At 62.0% G+C, this 16,815-nt stretch carries 20 protein-coding genes; 13 read left to right on the top strand and 7 right to left on the bottom strand.

What is annotated here, in order from left to right:
* Window positions 1-71 precede the first annotated feature (71 nt).
* A complete protein-coding gene (locus tag GVK95_RS01120) occupies window positions 72-869 on the bottom strand; it encodes an alpha/beta hydrolase (RefSeq protein WP_159946029.1) in 798 nt (265 codons plus the stop codon).
* Window positions 870-1,060: 191 nt separating this feature from the next.
* Here GVK95_RS01120 and infC point away from each other — a divergent pair, with 191 nt between their 5' ends.
* From infC to GVK95_RS01175, 11 genes are all read left to right on the top strand, one after another.
* Window positions 1,061-1,597, top strand: a complete 537-nt coding sequence (gene infC / locus GVK95_RS01125) for a translation initiation factor IF-3 (protein ID WP_159947416.1) — start codon at window positions 1,061-1,063, stop codon at window positions 1,595-1,597.
* Between the two features lie 223 nt (window positions 1,598-1,820).
* Entirely contained in the window at window positions 1,821-2,369 is a 549-nt protein-coding gene (locus tag GVK95_RS01130; RefSeq protein WP_159946030.1) for a hypothetical protein, read from the top strand.
* Between the two features lie 205 nt (window positions 2,370-2,574).
* Entirely contained in the window at window positions 2,575-3,078 is a 504-nt protein-coding gene (locus GVK95_RS01135; RefSeq protein WP_159946031.1) for a hypothetical protein, read from the top strand.
* Between the two features lie 3 nt (window positions 3,079-3,081).
* Window positions 3,082-3,747: a response regulator transcription factor gene (locus tag GVK95_RS01140; RefSeq protein WP_159946032.1), complete on the top strand. Its 666-nt coding sequence runs from the start codon at window positions 3,082-3,084 to the stop codon at window positions 3,745-3,747.
* The gene (locus tag GVK95_RS01145) at window positions 3,744-5,072 is read left to right on the top strand and encodes a HAMP domain-containing sensor histidine kinase (protein WP_159946033.1); all 1,329 of its coding nucleotides are present in this window, start codon (window positions 3,744-3,746) and stop codon (window positions 5,070-5,072) included. Before GVK95_RS01140 ends, GVK95_RS01145 begins: the two co-directional genes overlap by 4 nt.
* A gap of 161 nt (window positions 5,073-5,233) precedes the next feature.
* Complete coding sequence (gene rpmI, locus GVK95_RS01150; RefSeq protein ID WP_025425550.1) at window positions 5,234-5,437, top strand: 50S ribosomal protein L35; 204 nt, start codon at window positions 5,234-5,236, stop codon at window positions 5,435-5,437.
* A gap of 36 nt (window positions 5,438-5,473) precedes the next feature.
* On the top strand, window positions 5,474-5,878 hold the full coding sequence (gene rplT, locus GVK95_RS01155) for a 50S ribosomal protein L20 (RefSeq protein WP_113139608.1): 405 nt from the start codon (window positions 5,474-5,476) through the stop codon (window positions 5,876-5,878).
* A gap of 126 nt (window positions 5,879-6,004) precedes the next feature.
* Window positions 6,005-7,090 (top strand): phenylalanine--tRNA ligase subunit alpha, encoded by a 1,086-nt coding sequence (pheS, locus tag GVK95_RS01160; protein ID WP_159946034.1) that lies wholly within the window; start codon window positions 6,005-6,007, stop codon window positions 7,088-7,090.
* A 99-nt stretch (window positions 7,091-7,189) separates the two neighbouring features.
* Window positions 7,190-7,480, top strand: a complete 291-nt coding sequence (locus GVK95_RS01165; RefSeq protein WP_159946035.1) for a DUF2442 domain-containing protein — start codon at window positions 7,190-7,192, stop codon at window positions 7,478-7,480.
* Window positions 7,477-9,900 (top strand): phenylalanine--tRNA ligase subunit beta, encoded by a 2,424-nt coding sequence (gene pheT / locus GVK95_RS01170; protein WP_159946036.1) that lies wholly within the window; start codon window positions 7,477-7,479, stop codon window positions 9,898-9,900. Before GVK95_RS01165 ends, pheT begins: the two co-directional genes overlap by 4 nt.
* A 308-nt stretch (window positions 9,901-10,208) precedes the next feature.
* Entirely contained in the window at window positions 10,209-10,817 is a 609-nt protein-coding gene (locus GVK95_RS01175) for a flavin reductase family protein (protein ID WP_159946037.1), read from the top strand.
* Window positions 10,818-10,836: 19 nt separating this feature from the next.
* Here the strand turns inward: GVK95_RS01175 and GVK95_RS01180 are convergent, their stop codons facing one another.
* Window positions 10,837-11,760 (bottom strand): DMT family transporter, encoded by a 924-nt coding sequence (locus GVK95_RS01180; protein ID WP_159946038.1) that lies wholly within the window; start codon window positions 11,758-11,760, stop codon window positions 10,837-10,839.
* A 280-nt stretch (window positions 11,761-12,040) separates the two neighbouring features.
* Between GVK95_RS01180 and GVK95_RS01185 the strand changes: the two genes are divergently transcribed.
* Window positions 12,041-12,790: an AraC family transcriptional regulator gene (locus GVK95_RS01185; protein ID WP_159947418.1), complete on the top strand. Its 750-nt coding sequence runs from the start codon at window positions 12,041-12,043 to the stop codon at window positions 12,788-12,790.
* 10 nt (window positions 12,791-12,800) lie between these two features.
* On the opposite strand, the gene GVK95_RS01190 is transcribed toward GVK95_RS01185, so the two are convergent.
* Window positions 12,801-13,799 (bottom strand): aldo/keto reductase, encoded by a 999-nt coding sequence (locus tag GVK95_RS01190; RefSeq protein WP_159946039.1) that lies wholly within the window; start codon window positions 13,797-13,799, stop codon window positions 12,801-12,803.
* A 118-nt stretch (window positions 13,800-13,917) separates the two neighbouring features.
* Between GVK95_RS01190 and GVK95_RS01195 the strand changes: the two genes are divergently transcribed.
* On the top strand, window positions 13,918-14,829 hold the full coding sequence (locus GVK95_RS01195) for a LysR family transcriptional regulator (protein WP_159946040.1): 912 nt from the start codon (window positions 13,918-13,920) through the stop codon (window positions 14,827-14,829).
* Here GVK95_RS01195 and GVK95_RS01200 read toward each other — a convergent pair.
* The 4 genes from GVK95_RS01200 to GVK95_RS01215 are packed head-to-tail and all read right to left on the bottom strand — an operon-like array spanning window position 14,798 to window position 16,762.
* Window positions 14,798-15,103, bottom strand: a complete 306-nt coding sequence (locus GVK95_RS01200; protein WP_159946041.1) for a type II toxin-antitoxin system RelE/ParE family toxin — start codon at window positions 15,101-15,103, stop codon at window positions 14,798-14,800. The genes GVK95_RS01195 and GVK95_RS01200 overlap by 32 nt on opposite strands.
* On the bottom strand, window positions 15,093-15,311 hold the full coding sequence (locus GVK95_RS01205; protein ID WP_159946042.1) for a DUF6290 family protein: 219 nt from the start codon (window positions 15,309-15,311) through the stop codon (window positions 15,093-15,095). The genes GVK95_RS01200 and GVK95_RS01205 overlap by 11 nt, the downstream gene beginning before the upstream one ends.
* Before the next feature lie 51 nt (window positions 15,312-15,362).
* Entirely contained in the window at window positions 15,363-15,809 is a 447-nt protein-coding gene (locus GVK95_RS01210) for a GNAT family N-acetyltransferase (protein ID WP_159946043.1), read from the bottom strand.
* Between the two features lie 2 nt (window positions 15,810-15,811).
* Window positions 15,812-16,762, bottom strand: a complete 951-nt coding sequence (locus GVK95_RS01215) for an aldo/keto reductase (protein ID WP_159946044.1) — start codon at window positions 16,760-16,762, stop codon at window positions 15,812-15,814.
* Window positions 16,763-16,815 lie beyond the last annotated feature (53 nt).

Raw genomic sequence — 16,815 nt, forward strand, 5'->3', positions numbered from 1 at the left:
CGCAATTCCGCGAGTATGGTTAAAATGCGACACATCTAACCAGGGCCGGAACGAAAGGTTCCCGAGAGACCTCAGATCATCGCGACAATTGCCGCCTTCATCCGCGAAATATCCTCCGGCCGCGACAGGCGGTGGTCGCCATCGCGAACGAGGGTCAGGACGACATCGTCCGCCGGCAGGAATTCCATCAGTTTCATCGCGTGCTTGTAGGGAACGTCGGGATCCTTCATGCCCTGCAGGATATGCACCGGGCAGCCGGTCTCGATCATTCCGGTCAGGACGCGGTTTAGCCGTCCGTCCTCGATCAGGGCGCGGGTGAAGATGTTCGGCTCCGGACTGTATTCGGACGGTTCCTCGAAATAGCCGCGTTCGGCCAGTGACTGCTTTTCCGCTTCCGACAAATGCGGCTCGATCAGATCGACGGTGAAATCCGGGGCCGGCGCGATCAGCACCAGGCCGCAGATGTCGAAGGCAAGGCCGAGACGGCGGGCTTCCTGGATGACCCTGAGCGCGATCCAGCCGCCCATCGATGAGCCGACCAGAATGACGCGCCTGGCGCCAGACGCCGAAATCACCGCCAGCGCTTCCTCCGTCCAGCGCGAGATCGTGCCGAGGCGAAATTCGCCACCGGACACGCCATGGCCGGAATAGTCGAAGCGGATCGCCTGCAGTCCGTGTTCGGCGGCGAGCAGGTCCATCTCGACCGCCTTGGTGCCGGACATGTCGGAGCGATAGCCACCGAGCCAGACCAGTGCGGCTTTTTCGACAGCGCCCGTGGCCGGTCGAGTGATGGTCGCGATCTCGCGTTCATCGCCGAGCGGACCCACCGAGATGGCTTTTTCGACGAGAGAGTTGGAGATTTCGGACATTCAGCGGCTCCTTTTTTGCTGATTTGCTGTAAAACACATTCAGGAAGTGACGGACAACAGGTGATTTTCTGTCTGGACCATGGTATTGACACTGCCGCTGTATTCGCCACATAGGCCTTCGGCGCGCATCGCGTCGCCAGACTTTGTCTAGACTTTGCAGTGCACGGAAATAATTCAAGGAGAATACGACCATCCGCAGACCGTTCAAAACCGATGCCCCCGTAAAGGATGGGCCGCGCTCCAATCGAGAAATTCGCGTTCCGAAAGTCCAGTTGATTGATGACGAGGGGCAGAACCTCGGCGTCGTGGCGACGGATCAAGCGCTTCGAATGGCGGAAGAGGCCGGACTGGATCTGGTCGAGATTTCCCCGAATGCGGAGCCTCCGGTCTGCAAGATCCTCGATCTCGGCAAGCTGAAATATGCCAACCAGAAGAAGGCAGCTGAAGCGCGCAAAAAGCAGAAGATCGTTGAGGTCAAGGAAATCAAGATGCGCCCCAACATCGACACCCATGACTATGAGGTGAAGATGAAGGCGATGAACCGATTCTTTGAAGAAGGCGACAAGGTCAAGGTGACCCTGAAGTTCCGCGGTCGTGAAATGGCCCACCAGGAACTCGGCATGAAGCTTCTGCTTCAGGTCAAGGAAGACACTGTCTTGATTGCCAAGGTCGAAGCCGAGCCGAAGCTCGAAGGCCGCCAGATGATGATGGTTCTGGCACCGAAGTGATTGCCTGAACTAAAGACGCCGAAATCAGCCGCCCGCAAGGCGGCTTTTTTCATGGCCGATTTTCGGTAGCCCTTTTGAGATTCCTCAAGACGCTTCTTTGCGCGGGCAATCGCCGCCCGTGCTTTCCTGACAGCTTGCTGACAAGCCGTGCCGGCGTCCTGTCAGGCGCCGTGATGCATATTGCCATCATCCAAACGATGGATCTGCAACACGGAGAAAAACAATGACCTGTCTTTTGCGTAGAGCCCTGCTGGTTTCCAGCACCGCCGCCGTCGCCCTGACGCTCCTGCCTGCCCTCGGCGCCACGCTCCCTTCGCCCTTTGCCTCGATGATCGTTTCGGTCGCCGAAGCCCGCGGCGGTGATGACGATGGTTCCGATAGCTCCGATGACAACGGTGGCGATCGTTCGGACGACAGTGGCCGGCATGGTTCCGATGACAGCGACGACCGCGACAGTGATGATGACAACAGCGGTCGCCGTGGAGGCGACGATGACGATGATCATGGCCGCCACCACAGCAGCGACGATGATGACGACAGCGACGATGACGACAGCACCGACGACCGGGGCCGTGGTCGAGGCCGCGATGATGTGCGCCTCGTCGTCAACGATGCCCAGCTCAATGGCCTTCGCAATGGCTCGATGATGGCCGTCGACCAGAATGGCAACCGCCTGCGCTACGAGATCGAGCTGGAGCACGGCCAAACCGAGATCAAGCTTCGCGCGCCCAAGGGCACGCTCACCAAGGTGACGGTCATCCCCGCCAGCTGACCGGCATCGAAACGTGCGAAGCCCATCCGCCCGGGCAACCCCTTTCGCCGTTTCGCCCCGCCCGGTGCCCCCGGGCGGGGAACCCGTTTTTGCCGGTGGCAAGGCCGGCCGACAAGCGCTACGTTCACGGCATCGCAATCCTGCATTCAAACCTGTCCCGCATACATGCCAGCGCCCAGCCAGCAAGGAAATCACCCGGAAGCTCATGGATCGTCGCGCATTTCTTCTCCTGTTCCTCACCCTGCCCACGGTTCTGGCCGTGCTGGCACGGCCCGAGTTTGCCTATGCGGATGACGATGGTGACAGTGGTGATAGCGGCAGTGACAGCAGCGGACACGGTTCAGGCGGCAGCGACGATTCCGGTGATGGTTCGGACAATTCAGGGCATGGCAACAGCGATGACAATGATGACGACAGCAATGAGGATGACGACGACAATTCGGACAGTGGCAGCGGCTCGAAAGTCCGCAATCGTGATGCCGACCATGTCCGGGCCCGCGATGCCGTCCGGCAGGGGCGCATCCTGTCGCTGCGCCAGATCCTCGACAAGGTCGACGAAATGAAGGCGGGGCGGGTGATATCGGTCGATCTCAACCTCGAGGCACGCACGCCGTATTATGCGCTGAAGGTCGAGAGTGCCAAGGGCAGCGTGCGCAGTCTGAGGCTGAATGCCGAGACGGGCCGCAAGCTCTCGGCATTCGGGTGGTGATGCATGCGCCTCCTGCTCGCCGAAGATGATCTGGGCATTGCCGAATACACACGCACCAAGCTGGAGGCCGAAGGCTTCATCGTCGAGCATATGACCAGCGGACCCGAGGTCTGGGCGGAGGGGGAGACGGGGGACTATAACGCCATCATTCTGGATCTCGGCCTGCCCGGTATGGATGGCCTTTCCATTCTCAAGCGCTGGCGGGCCGCCGGACTCGACACGCCGATCCTGGTGCTGACGGCGCGCGGTTCGTGGATGGAGCGTGTCGACGGCTTCGATGCCGGCGCCGACGATTATCTCCCCAAGCCGTTTCGCAGCGAGGAACTCGTCGCACGGCTGCGCGCCCTCTTGCGCCGCGCCGGCGGTCGGCCGAAGTCGGTGGTGACGGCGGGCCGTTTTGTGCTCGACGATCTGGCCCGGCGGGTGACCTATGACGGACAGGCGCTGGAATTGACGCCGCTCGAATTTCGCCTTCTGGCCCTGATGATCGCCGAACCCGGCCGGGTCTTCGATCCGCTGCAGATTGCCCGCCATGTTCAGGGCCGTGACGATGACCAGGCCAGGAACGCCGTCGAGGCCATGATCGGTCGCATCCGCCGCAAGACCGATGCCGATGCGATCGAGACTCGCCGCGGCTTTGGCTACGTCCTGCTGGATGACAAGCCATGATGCAGTCGCTGCGGCTTCGGCTCGTCATCGGAGCCATGGTGGCCGTGGTCCTCATCCTGTTGCTGGTCGGCTTCGGCCTCAGTCGCATCTTCTCCGACTATGTCGCCGAACGTTATCGCACCGACATGTCTGCCGTGATCGACCAGTTGGCCGCAGGCCTCGAACTGAAAAACGCCAAGGCCGTACTGGTGCGAAAACCGGCCGATCCGCGTTTCGACCTGCCGGGCAGCGGACTGTATTGGCAGATCGTCTCTGAACGCGGCGAGGTCTTCCGTTCGCGCTCGCTCTGGGACCTGGAAATTCCGGTCGCAGCGCTGGTTCCCGGTGACTACGGCTTCAGCGCCACCGAGGGACCGGATGGCGCCCAACTGTTCGTCTACAGCCGTCGCATTCTGGTGGAGGAACCGGACGGCTCGCGCAATTTCACCCTGCTGGCCGCCTTCGACCGCTCGGTGATGGACGATGCCCTGCTCGACTATCACAGCGCCATCGGTTTCATGCTGGCGTTGACGGCGGCAGTCCTGGTTGCTGCCGCCTTCCTGCAGATCGGCATTGGCCTCGCACCGCTCGCCAGCCTGCAGTCCGATGTCGCGCTGGTGCGCTCCGGCTTGAGCCGGGCGGTGAAGGAAGGCGGGCCGAGGGAGCTGCGTCCTCTTGTCCGCGAACTCAATCATCTGCTGCGCGAGCGGGAAACGGCGATCGAGCGCGCCCGTGCAAGGGCGAGCGACCTTGCCCATGGCCTGAAGACGCCGCTGACCGTGCTCTTGCAGCTGGCCGACAATCTGCCGATCGCCCAGCGCGATCTGGCCCGCCAGCAGATCGACCTGATCCGCCAGCGCGCCGACCGGCAATTGCAGTCGGCACGGCTCGGCGTCGAGCAGATGGCTGTCACCGAACTTTCGGCCCTGGTCGGCAAGCTGGTTTCGGTGCTGAAACCGGTAACGGAACATCGCGGGGTCGCCTGGCGGGTCGAGATCGATGAGGCCCTGACCGTCGACATGGATCCGGCCGATCTGGCCGAGGCACTCGGCAATGTGCTGGACAATGCCACCCGGTTTGCCGCAACGGCCATCCAGGTGAGTGGCCGCATCGAAGGCGAACGCTTGCTGATCGATGTCGAAGATGACGGCGAGGGTGTCGCCGAGGAGGCGCTGTCGGGCATTGCCGGGCGCGGCGTGCATCTTGACGACAAGGATCCCGGTTCCGGCCTTGGCCTGGCAATTTCCCAGGATGTGCTGACCGCCTATGGTGGATCGATGCGCTTCAGCCGTTCCTCGATGGGCGGCTTGAAGGTCACGCTCGCCGTGCCACACAACGGTGGATGACACGGCTTTTGAAGATTCCGGCCTGCCCCCGTTGCGCTTTTTCGGTCCTGCGGTTATAAGCCCCCGTCCGAACGGTCCGGCAGGGCATGCCGTGGCCGTTCTTTATGCTTGAAAACAGGCTTCGTCTGCCTGTTTCGATACAAGAACAATGGAGTAGCAAAATGCCCAAGATGAAGACGAAGTCCTCCGCCAAAAAGCGGTTCAAGATCACGGCAACCGGCAAGGTCCGTGCAGCAGCTGCTGGCAAGCGCCACGGCATGATCAAGCGGTCCAACAAGTTCATTCGTGACGCACGCGGCACGATGGTTCTGGCTGAACCAGATGGCAAGAAGGTCATCAAGAACTACCTGCCCAACGGTCTCTGAGACCCGGCACTTTTGGATCAATAAGGAGATCATGACATGGCACGCGTAAAACGTGGCGTAACTTCCCGCGCCAAGCACAATAAAGTATTCAAGGCAGCCAAGGGCTTCTACGGCCGCCGCAAGAACACCATCCGCGCAGCCAAAGCTGCTGTGGATCGTTCGAAGGCATTCGCCTACCGCGACCGCAAGGTCAACAAGCGCAACTTCCGCGCTCTGTGGATCCAGCGTATCAACGCGGCTGTCCGCGAATTCGGCTTGACGTATGGCCGCTTCATCGACGGCCTGAACAAGGCTGGCATCGAAGTCGACCGCAAGGTCCTGTCCGACATGGCCATCCATGAGCCGGCAGCCTTCGCGAAGCTCGTTGACGTTTCGAAGAAGTCGCTCGCCTATCTCAAGGAAGCCGGCACGACCAACGAGTTTGAAAGCGCGGTCAAGTAACCAGCGCTTCCCAGACTGATATTTTGGTATTGGGAAACCCGCGCTGGCAGGGCTAGCGCGGGTTTTTCTTTGACCGTTAGGCCGTGACGGTATCACGGCGCGACATGAAGGGCAGGAAACGGAAAAATGTCCGATCTCGACAGTTTGAAGACCCAGCTTCTCGCCGATATCGCCGCCGCCGCGGACGAACCGGCGATCGAGGCAGTGCGCGTGGCGGCCATGGGCAAGAAGGGTTCGGTCTCCGAACTCTTGAAGACGCTGGGCGCCATGACGCCGGAAGAGCGCCAGACCCGCGGCGCGGCGATCAATGCGCTGAAGAATGAAGTTACCGAACAGCTGACTGCCCGCAAGGCCGATCTCAAGGACGCGGCGATCAATGCCCGCCTGAAGGCCGAGACGCTCGATGTCTCGCTGCCGGTGCGCTCGTCGCCCGCCGAGCGCGGCCGCATTCATCCGATCAGCCAGATCGTCGATGAGATCACCGCGATCTTCGCCGACATGGGTTTCTCGATCGCCGAAGGTCCGGATATCGAGACCGACTATTACAATTTCACCGCGCTGAATTTCCCCGAAGGCCATCCGGCCCGCGAGATGCACGACACCTTTTTCCTCCAGCCGGACGAAAACGGCGAGCGCAAGGTCCTGCGCACCCATACCTCGCCGGTTCAGATCCGGACGATGGAGGCGCAGAAGCCGCCGATCCGCATCGTCATTCCCGGCAAGACCTATCGCCAGGATAGTGACGCCACCCATTCGCCGATGTTCCATCAGGTCGAGGGCCTGGTGATCGACAAGACGGCCAATGTCGCCAACATGCGCTGGATCCTCGAGGAGTTCTGCAAGACCTTCTTCGAGGTCGACAATGTCGTGATGCGCTTCCGCCCGTCCTTCTTCCCGTTCACCGAGCCGTCCTTCGAGGTCGACATCCAGTGCGACCGCTCGTCCGGTCCGATCGTCAAGTTCGGCGAAGGCACCGACTGGATGGAAATCCTCGGCTGCGGCATGGTGCATCCGAATGTGCTGCGCGCCGGTGGTCTCGATCCCGACGAATACCAGGGCTTTGCCTGGGGTATGGGCCTCGACCGCATCGCCATGCTGAAATACGGCATGCCGGACCTGCGCGACTTCTTCAACGCCGATGTGCGCTGGATGAGCCATTACGGCTTCCGTCCGCTCGACGTGCCGACGCTGTTTGGCGGTCTGAGCAACTGAGCAACTGAGCGAAAGACGAGTGACCGTCCCCGCTGGGGACGGGACGGATCGGTGGAGCGAAAACCTCCCGGTCCGGTGAGAATTGAAGGCGAATGAGACGTGATTGAACATCTTGATAACATGCGGCCGGTCGATGCGCTTTGTGGCGACGACCTGCTGCATGTCGAACTGACGGACGGTCGTATCGTCAGTGTCCCGGTCTGGTGGTATCCGCAGCTTCAGCATGCGATGCCGGTGGAACGGAACAACATAGACTTCATGCCGAAAAGCATGCATTGGCCCGACATCGAACTCGATATCTCGGTCATCAGCCTGCTTCTCGGCGAAAAGGCGCCAGGCGCGCGATCGCCGGACGTTTCGGACAAGATTCAGGTGGAAACGAGACAATGAAATTCACACTCTCCTGGCTGAAAGATCATCTCGATACCGATGCGAGCCTCGACCAGATCTGCGAGCGCCTGACGGCGATCGGGCTCGAAGTCGAGCATGTCGATGACAAGGCGGCCTACAAGCCGTTTGTCATCGCCAAGATCCTGACGGCGGAAAAGCACCCGGAGGCCGACCGGCTGAAGGTGCTGGCGGTCGATGCCGGTGACGGCAAGCCGGTGCAGATCGTCTGCGGCGCACCGAATGCCCGCGCCGGCATGATCGGCGCGCTCGCACGCCCGGGCACCTATGTGCCGGGCATCGACGTGACGCTTGCCGTCGGCAAGATCCGCGGCGTGGAAAGCCACGGCATGATGTGCTCCGAAAAGGAGCTCAACATGTCCGACAATCACGACGGCATCATCGACCTTCCCGAAGACGCGCCGGTGGGTACGTCCTTCGCCACCTATGCCGGGCTCGATGATCCGCTCATCGAGATCAACCTGACGCCGAACCGTCCGGACTGCACCTCGATCTTCGGTATCGCTCGCGATCTGGCCGCCTCCGGCCTCGGTACGCTGAAGCAGCCGAAGGCGCCGAGCTTTGCCGTCGAGGGCGAAACGCCGCACGAGGTGAAGATCGTGCTCGACGACGAGCGCCTGTGCCCCGGCTTTGCCTATCGTCTGGTGCGCGGCGTCAAGAACGGCCCGAGCCCGAAATGGATGCAAGCCCGTCTGCTTGCCATCGGCCTCCGCCCGATCTCGGCGCTGGTCGACGTCACCAATTACATGACCTTCGACCAGGGCCGTCCGATGCACGTCTTCGACGCCGACAAGGTCAAGGGTGTGCTGACCGTGCGCCGCGCCCAGGTTGGCGAGGAAGTGCTGGCGCTCGACACCCGCACCTACAAGCTGAACCCGGCCAATGTGGTGATTGCCGATGACAATGGCGTCGAATCGATCGGCGGCATCATGGGCGGCGAACATTCCGGCTGCGACGAGAACACCGTCAATGTGCTGATCGAATCGGCGCTGTGGGATCCGATCAATATCGCCAAGACCGGCCGTGGCCATGGCATCATCACCGATGCCCGCTATCGTTTCGAGCGCGGCGTCGATCCGGAATACATGGTTCCCGGTCTCGAGCGCACCACCGAGCTGGTTCTCGACATGTGCGGCGGCGTTGCTGCGGCTGCGAAGGTCGAAGGCTATAAGGGCCACGAGAAGAAGGTCGTTGACTTCCCTTTCGCGGAAGTCAAGCGCCTGACCGGCCTTACCGTGTCCAACGAGGAAGCCCGCACCATCCTGACCGGCCTCGGCTTCGAGGTGTCCGGCTCCGGTGAGCGGGTCTCGGTTGCGGTCCCGTCCTGGCGTCCGGATGTCGACGGCAAGGCCGACCTGGTCGAGGAAGTCATGCGCATGTTTGGCGTCGACAATATCAAGCCGGAACCTCTGCCCTCGATGGGCTCGGTCAATGGCAAGATCCTGACGACGCTGCAGATCCGCACCCGCACCGCCAAGCGTGCGCTGGCCGCCCGCGGCATGATGGAAGCGGTGACGTGGTCGTTCATTTCGGCAGAGCATGCCAGGCTGTTCGGCGGCGGCAAGCCATCGCTGAAACTGGTCAATCCGATCGCCGCCGACATGTCGGACATGCGGCCTTCGCTGTTGCCCGGCCTTCTGGCGGCTGCCCAGCGCAATGCCGACCGCGGCTTCGGTGATGTGGCGATCTTCGAAGTGTCGGGCACCTATGAGGCCGATACGCCGGAAGGCCAGCGTCGCGTCGCCGGCGGTATCCGCCGTGGCACGGCGTCGCTTGCCGGTGCTGGCCGCGCCTGGTCCAACGCTACCAAGGGCGGCGGCAAGCCGGTCGACGTCTATGACGCCAAGGCCGATGCGCTTGCGGTTCTCGAAGCCTGCGGCCTGCCGATGACCAATATCCAGATCGAGCAGGGCGGACCGGAATGGTTCCATCCGGGTCGTTCCGGCACGATCAAGGCTGGCCCCAAGGTGATCCTCGGTTATTTCGGCGAATTCCATCCGAAGACGCTGGAAGCGCTCGACGTGTCGGGTGCGCTCTGCGGTTTCGAGGTGTTTGTCGACGCCTTGCCCGAACCGAAGAATAAGGCGACCCGCACGAAGCCTGCGCTCGAGCTTTCGCCCTTCCAGATGGTCAAGCGCGACTTCGCCTTTGTCGTCGAAAAGTCGGTCGAGGCAGGCGCGATCATCAAGGCGGCCACCAGCGCCGATCGCAAGCTGATATCAGGCGTCAACGTCTTCGATATCTTCGAAGGCGCGTCGGTGGGCGAGGGCAAGAAGTCGGTCGCGATCGAAGTCTTGATCCAGCCGTCCGACAAGACCCTGACGGACGAGGATTTCGACGCGCTGACGAAAAAGATCGTCGGCAATGTCGAAAAGACCACCGGCGGCAGTCTCAGGGCCTGATCCGACAAAACAACCGGGAGCGGCGTTGCCACTCCCGGTTTGTCGACCAAATGCGCATCTGGCAAATGCGTCATGCTCAGCCTTGTGCCGAGTATCTGCTGAAAGTGGATGTTTTCCGATTTAAGTGCTGAAATACAGTATGTTATCATAACTCGGCAGACCCGCGGGACAAGCCCGAGGGTGACGGATGCGGGCTGATAGACGCGGGCAAATGCCGCTTTGTCCGTTGTGCGCAGGCGGCTTGTGCGTCCTTGTTAAATTCTGGCCGAATGTCCGCAGAACTGACCATGGTTTAACGAGGAGAATGCATGTCTGCGGGTTTCGATTTCACCACGCTGTCGGCACGCGACAAGTACAAGCTGATGATCGGCACGGTCATTCCGCGGCCGATCGCGCTGGTGACCACGGTGGATAGCGAAGGCCGCATCAACGCTGCCCCGTTCAGCTTTTTCAACTGCCTGTCGGCCGACCCGCCGATCCTGGCGCTCGGGGTGGAAAACAATCCCGACATGTCGTTCAAGCATACCGGCGAGAATATCCGCATGACGGAAGTGTTCACCGTCAACATCGTCTCGTTTGCCATTGCCGAAGCCATGCATGCCTGTGCAGTGAAACATCCGCGCGGGGTCAACGAGCTGGAACAGGCGGGGCTGACGGCCATGCCCGGCGAAAAGGTCGCCTCGCCGTGGATCAAGGAAGCGCCGGCGGCCTTCGAATGCCGCCGTCATGTCAGTCTCGAACTCGGCAAGTCCCGGCAGATCATCCTGGGCGAAATCCTGTATGCCCATTATCAGGACGGACTTGTCGATGACCGGCTGCATGTCGATCCGGCCGGCATCGACGCCATCGCAAGGCTTGGCGGCGACACCTGTTCGACGATCCGTGACCGCTTCGAGATGCTGACCCCGAAGCTGTAAGGCGGTCGATCGGCTGCGGTCAGCGCGAAGGGGCGCCGGCCGCCGCCGGGTTTGCAACCGGAACCGCTGACCGCGCTGTGGGCCGCGCAAAAATCACCACATTGCCGGCAAGCGTCAGCGCAAGGCCGAGGACCCCGAGCAGGGTCCAGTGATAGCCCTCGTAGAGCGTCGACAGCGACAGCGCGACGACCGGGAAGAGCACGGTCGTATAGGCAGCCCTGGACGAGCCGATGCGCGCGACCAGCATCAGATAGGTGGTGAAGCCGACCACCGAGCCGATCGCGGCGAGATAAAGCATGGCGAGCAGGTATTTTGTGTCGGGCGGTGCGATCACCGGCGTTCCGGTAACGGCAATCAGGGTCAGAAGGAAGATCGCGCCGTAAGTCATCCCCCATGCGTTGGCGGTCGCGGGCTTTATGCCGGCAGCACTGTTGCGGCGCGAGACCATGTTGCCGAGCGAGAAGAACAGCGTACCGAGCGCCGACAGGCCGACGCCCTTCCAGGTGTCGACATCGAAATGCACGAGGATATCCGGGCCGAACAACAGCAGCAGGCCGGAGGCACCCAAGGCTGCGGCCACCAGCGTGCGGCCGGTGATCCGATCGCCGAAGAACAGCCTTGCATTGATGGCGTTGTAGATCGTCGCCAGCGAGAAGATCACCGAGATCAGCCCCGACGGCACATAGCTTGCGGCAGTGTAGAAGCAGATGAAGTTGCAGCTGAACAGGCAGAGCGCCTGGGCCAGGATGAACGGCTGGTGGCGCAGTGCCGGAACCTTGAGCTTGCCCATAACGGCAAGGACGACGAGGAAGATCAGTGCGGCGGTGGCGAAGCGGTAGAAAACCGAGACCAGCACCGGTACCGGCCCGACCTGCATGGCAATGGCGATCCAGGTCGTGCCCCAGATGATGACGGTGGAAACGAACAGGATGATATTGGTCATAAAGCCCTCGCTGTGATGGCGCACAGGTAGCGCCGGTGTCGGGCGGGTTCTTGCAGAATCTTGCGGTGAAGTGCCACCGTGTGGCGATGTCCGGGAGTTCGCGCATGGCGCGGGCGCGAGATTGCGCTAAGATGAAAGCCTGTTTTCAGGGTCGTTCATGCTGCTTCAGCACCAGTCCATCTTCAGCTTCCTCTCCGCCTCGCCACGTGCGCAGGCGGTCGGCACGCTTGCGCTTGGTTCCGGCTGTTCGGCGGCGATCTGGCGCAATGCCGATGACCGGATGAGCTATGAGCGGCCCGACGGCCATACGTTCAGCCTCTATCTTCAGGGTGGCGCCGGCACCCGCCGGCTCGACGGCGGGGCGCTGAACGGCTGGCCGGGCGCGCTCTGCATCATGCCGCAGGGCGCCTCGTCGGAATGGGAAATCACCGATGCCTTCGAGTTCGTCCATCTCTATGTGCCGGACGAGGAACTGCGGCGGGCCTTTGCCGAGACCTTCGACCGCGACTGCCGGCTGATGGTCATGCCCGAGGCGACCTTCGATCATGCGCCGGCGCTGGCCGAGGCGCTGCGCCAGGTGGCGGACGCCACCCATGTGGGCGATACGCTGCTGGCCGATGCGGCGATGAATGCGGCCTTTGCCAGCCTCTTCGTCGATCCACGCTATGGCGGTGCGCGACCACTCGCCATCAAGAGCGGCCTCGCACCCGCCGTCCGCCGGCGGATCACAGATTACATCGAGGCGCATCTCGACCATCAGGTGAGCCTGGCTGACCTCGCCGCGATTGCCGGCCTCAGCGAATTCCACCTGCAGCGCATGTTCCGGGCGAGTTGCGGTGTCTCTCCGCATGGCTGGGTCCAGCATCGGCGGCTTGCCCGCGCCAAGACACTGCTGGCCGGCGCCGATCCGATTGCCCAGATCGCGTCGGCCTGCGGCTTCAGCAGCCAGAGCCACCTGACCCGGGTGTTCAAGACGATGACCGGCACGACGCCATCGGCTTACCGACACAGCGTCGCCGGCAGCGCCTGACACCTTGGCGCTATTTGTTGGCCATCTGCGCCATGCGCTCGGGATAGCGGGCGCCGGCCACCTTGGCGGGCGACAGAAGATCGCCAAGCGCTGCAACCTCCTCCGCCGACAGCACGATATCGGCAGCCGCGACATTCTTTTCCAGATTGGCGATCTTGGTCGTGCCGGGGATCGGCACGATGAAATCGCCCTGCGCCAGAACCCAGGCAAGCGCCAGTTGTCCGGGGGTGACGCCCTTGTCGGCGGCCATTTGTTCAAGGGCTGTCACTAGCGCCAGATTGGCGTCGAAATTCTCCTGGCTGAACCGCGGCAGCGATAGGCGGAAATCATTGGCGGCCATGCCGTCGAGCGACTTCAGCGCGCCGGTCAGCACGCCGCGTCCGAGCGGCGAAAACGGCACGAAGCCGATGCCGAGCTCGCGGCAGGTATCAAGCACGCCATTTTCCTCCGGATCGCGGGTCCATAGCGAATATTCGCTCTGGATGGCGGCGATCGGATGGGTCGCATGCGCCCGGCGCAGCGTCGCGGCACTGGCTTCCGACAGGCCGAGCGCCCTGACCTTGCCTTCGCGCACCAGATCGGCCATCGCACCGACCGTGTCTTCGATCGGCACGTTCGGATCGACGCGGTGCTGGTAGTAGAGATCGATGACCTCGACGCCGAGCCGCTTCAACGAAGCTTCGGCGACCGCCTTGACATGTTCGGGGCGCGAATCCGTGCCGCCGGCGCTGGCATCATTGGGATTGTCGACATTGATCTTGAAGCCGAACTTGGTGGCGATCTGGATCTGATCGCGATACGGCCGCAAGCCTTTGCCGACGAGGATCTCGTTGTTGAACGGACCGTAGATCTCGGCCGTATCGAACAGCGTCACGCCGAGTTCGACCGCGCGAGCCAGGGTCGCCAGCGAGCCGGCCTCGTCACCGGTCTGGGTATAACCATGGGTCATGCCCATGCAGCCGAGGCCGAGGGCGGAAACGGAGAGGGAGCCGAGCTGTCTAGTTTTCATGGTCTTCAACCTTTCGCGGGGAGCGCTCTGGATGCGCTGATGATGGTCGCAGAATATCATAAGGATTGAACAGGATAATGGCTGTAATTTCGCGGTACTTGTTCTATTGAATAGTACAATGAACAGGATCCAGCTCTCCCAACTGGCGGTGCTCGCCACCGTCGCCGAGACCCGCAGCTTTCGCAAGGCGGCTGACGAGCTTGCCATTGCGCCATCGGCCGTCAGCCATGCGGTCGCTTCGCTGGAGGCAAGCCTTGGCGTGCGCCTGCTCGCCCGCACCACCCGCAGCGTCGCGCCGACGGAGGAGGGCAGGCGGCTGCTGGAGACGCTGGCGCCGGCGCTGGCCGATATCGATACGGCACTGGCGGCACTGGCAGACGATAGAAGCGTGCCGGCCGGCCCGCTGCGCATCACCATGCCGATGCTGGCCGCCGAAGACCTGATTGCGCCGCGGCTGGGTGCGTTCCTGCGGACCTATCCGCGGATCGAACTCGATATCGTCACCAATGACCGCTTCGAGGATATCGTCGCCGAAGGGTTCGACGCGGGTCTGCGACTTGGCGAACATCTGGAAGCCGACATGATCGCGGTCAAGGCGAGCGGCCCGCAGCGCGGCGTGATCGTCGGATCGCCTGCCTGTATCGCCGAACACGGCATGCCACGCACGCCGCAGGACCTGATGCGGCATCGCTGCATCCGCCGCCGGTTCAGCAGCGGCCGGATCTATCGCTGGGAACTGGAGCAGAATGGCAAGCTACTCGCTGTCGATGTGCAGGGACCGCTGATTGTCTCTGACCAGCGACTGGCCCGCATCGCGGCTCTTGATGGCGTCGGGCTGGCCTTCCTGTTCGACGAGCGGGTGAATGAGGATATCCGCGAAGGACGTCTGGTGCCGGTGCTCACCGACTGGTCGCCGCCGTTCGATGGTTTCTACATCTACTACACCTCACGCCGGCAAATGCGCCCGGCGCTGCGGGCATTCGTCGATTTCTTCCGTTTTACGGCTGGTGCGGGTCACGGGCGCGAATGACCCGCCGGCTTCTTTCAGAGTAAACCGTGCTACGATGCGCCACTCTGACGACTAGAATATAGCCGTTGTCTTCCCGCAGAATCTGGCAAACCAGTCGGATGTCGCCAATTCTCAATTTCCAGAAATCCTTGAGGTCGCCGCTATAGGGCCGGAGGCGCTGTCTTGGGTCTTCCAGTGGAAGCAGCAGGTCCAGCGCCTTCTTGATGCGCCGTTGATGGTCAGTTCCGAGCTGCCTGAGTTCCTCGATAGCAGCGGGATGCCATTCAATCCGCAAGCCCGAGTTCCTTCCAGACCTGTTCGTTTGGCACCGGCTCGAATGGCTCTTTCAGCCGAGCTTCGACGGCGTAGAGATCTTCCAGCTCTTCAAGTTTTTCGACAAGCGCGTCGTGGAACATTTCGGCGCGGTCGAGGCCATGAGCCTTGGCAATCTTTTCCCAGCGGGCCTCTATCTCGTCGTCAATCCGGATGTTTACGGTTGCCATCGCTGGTCTCCTTCATGCCGAATTCTAGTACAGTCTTTGGTCCGATACAAACTATGCCAATGTCATCCGATAGCGCACATGCCCGTCTTCCTTCGCATAGCTGTCATAGAGTTTGCGGGCGGTCGCATTGTCGTGATTGGTATGCCAGTAGAGCCGCGACCAGCCCTGGGTCTTGGCAAGCGCGATCAGGTCGTCGATCAGCGCGCGGCCGATGCCCTGTCCGCGAAAGCGGGCGTCGAGGAACAGGTCTTCGAGATAACAGTCCGGCGTCATCACCCAGGTGCTGTCGTGAAAATGGTGGATGGCAAAGCCGGCCAGCTGCCCGTCGATCTCGGCGACACGCATGGCAACGCGCGAGGCTGGATCGAGGATGCGCGCCCAGGTGTGGTCGGTGATCTTGGCGGCAAGATCGACCTTGTAGAAGGTCAGGTAACCCGTCCAGAGATAGCGCCAGGCGGCTTCGTCGGCCGCTGTCGCATCGCGAATGACAAGGGTCATGCTCAGGCACCCGCCGCGTTGAGCAGGGCCATCTGCTGATCCGAGAGCTGCAGATTTCCAGCGGCGATCAGGCTGTCGAGCTGGCGAAGGCTGGTTGCCGATGCGATCGGTGCGGTGATGCCGGGACGGGCGGCAACCCAGGCGATGGCGACGGTTGCCGGCGTGGTTCCGGTCTCGGCGGCGATCTGGTCGAGGGTGGCGAGGATCTTCAATCCCTTGTCGTTCAGGTAGTTGCCGACGCGGTAGGAGCGGGCGACACCGGCCGTATCCTCGTGTTTGCGGTATTTGCCGGTGAGGAAGCCGGCGGCCAGCGCATAGTAGCTGATCACGCCGATGTCTTCGGCGACACACAGATCGGCAAGCGGTCCCTCGAAGCGGTCGCGTGTATAGAGATTGTATTCCGGCTGTACGACGTCGAAGCGCGGCAGGCCGTTTTTCGCCGAGGCATCAAGGGCCGCCTGCAACTGCTCGCCATCATAGTTGGAGCAGCCGATGGCGCGCACCTTGCCGGCCCTGATCAGCGTGCCGAAGGCTTCCAGCGTTTCCTCGATCGGGGTCTTTTCATCCGGCTTGTGGGCCAGATAGAGGTCGACATAGTCGGTCTGCAGGCGTTTCAGCGATGCCTCGACCGCGTCCGCGATCCAGGTCTTGCCAAGGCCGGTCTCGCGGCCATTGTTGTCGAAGCCGACCTTGGTGACGATGATCGCCTTGTCGCGGGAAATGCTGCTGCGCTTCAGCCACTTGCCGATGATCGCTTCGCTTTCGCCGCCGACATGACCATCGACCCAGGCGGAATAGACATCGGCCGTGTCGATCGTATTGTAGCCGGCGTCGAAAAAGGCATCGAGCAGGGCAAACGAGGTCGCCTCGTCGGCCGTCCAGCCGAAAACATTACCGCCGAAGACGACGGGTGCGATGGAAAGACCGGTGCGGCCGAGGGCGCGCTTCTGCATGACATGATCCTTTCGAGGGACGATTGGACCGGACGGTAGCAATCGGCTTCTTG

Origin of the sequence: Rhizobium sp. 18065 (assembly GCF_902706095.1) — a bacterium.
In the GTDB taxonomy this organism is placed as follows: Bacteria; Pseudomonadota; Alphaproteobacteria; order Rhizobiales; family Rhizobiaceae; genus Allorhizobium.

Excerpts from the sequence above, each read along its gene's own strand:
- GVK95_RS01120 (WP_159946029.1), bottom strand. The coding sequence starts at position 869 with ATGTCCGAAATCTCCAACTCTCTCGTCGAAAAAGCCATCTCGGTGGGT.
- GVK95_RS01130 (WP_159946030.1), top strand. The coding sequence starts at position 1,821 with ATGACCTGTCTTTTGCGTAGAGCCCTGCTGGTTTCCAGCACCGCCGCC.
- GVK95_RS01135 (WP_159946031.1), top strand. The coding sequence starts at position 2,575 with ATGGATCGTCGCGCATTTCTTCTCCTGTTCCTCACCCTGCCCACGGTT.
- GVK95_RS01140 (WP_159946032.1), top strand. The coding sequence starts at position 3,082 with ATGCGCCTCCTGCTCGCCGAAGATGATCTGGGCATTGCCGAATACACA.
- GVK95_RS01145 (WP_159946033.1), top strand. The coding sequence starts at position 3,744 with ATGATGCAGTCGCTGCGGCTTCGGCTCGTCATCGGAGCCATGGTGGCC.
- rpmI (WP_025425550.1), top strand. The coding sequence starts at position 5,234 with ATGCCCAAGATGAAGACGAAGTCCTCCGCCAAAAAGCGGTTCAAGATC.
- rplT (WP_113139608.1), top strand. The coding sequence starts at position 5,474 with ATGGCACGCGTAAAACGTGGCGTAACTTCCCGCGCCAAGCACAATAAA.
- pheS (WP_159946034.1), top strand. The coding sequence starts at position 6,005 with ATGTCCGATCTCGACAGTTTGAAGACCCAGCTTCTCGCCGATATCGCC.
- pheT (WP_159946036.1), top strand. The coding sequence starts at position 7,477 with ATGAAATTCACACTCTCCTGGCTGAAAGATCATCTCGATACCGATGCG.
- GVK95_RS01175 (WP_159946037.1), top strand. The coding sequence starts at position 10,209 with ATGTCTGCGGGTTTCGATTTCACCACGCTGTCGGCACGCGACAAGTAC.
- GVK95_RS01180 (WP_159946038.1), bottom strand. The coding sequence starts at position 11,760 with ATGACCAATATCATCCTGTTCGTTTCCACCGTCATCATCTGGGGCACG.
- GVK95_RS01185 (WP_159947418.1), top strand. The coding sequence starts at position 12,041 with ATGAGCTATGAGCGGCCCGACGGCCATACGTTCAGCCTCTATCTTCAG.
- GVK95_RS01190 (WP_159946039.1), bottom strand. The coding sequence starts at position 13,799 with ATGAAAACTAGACAGCTCGGCTCCCTCTCCGTTTCCGCCCTCGGCCTC.
- GVK95_RS01195 (WP_159946040.1), top strand. The coding sequence starts at position 13,918 with ATGAACAGGATCCAGCTCTCCCAACTGGCGGTGCTCGCCACCGTCGCC.
- GVK95_RS01205 (WP_159946042.1), bottom strand. The coding sequence starts at position 15,311 with ATGGCAACCGTAAACATCCGGATTGACGACGAGATAGAGGCCCGCTGG.
- GVK95_RS01210 (WP_159946043.1), bottom strand. The coding sequence starts at position 15,809 with ATGACCCTTGTCATTCGCGATGCGACAGCGGCCGACGAAGCCGCCTGG.
- GVK95_RS01215 (WP_159946044.1), bottom strand. The coding sequence starts at position 16,762 with ATGCAGAAGCGCGCCCTCGGCCGCACCGGTCTTTCCATCGCACCCGTC.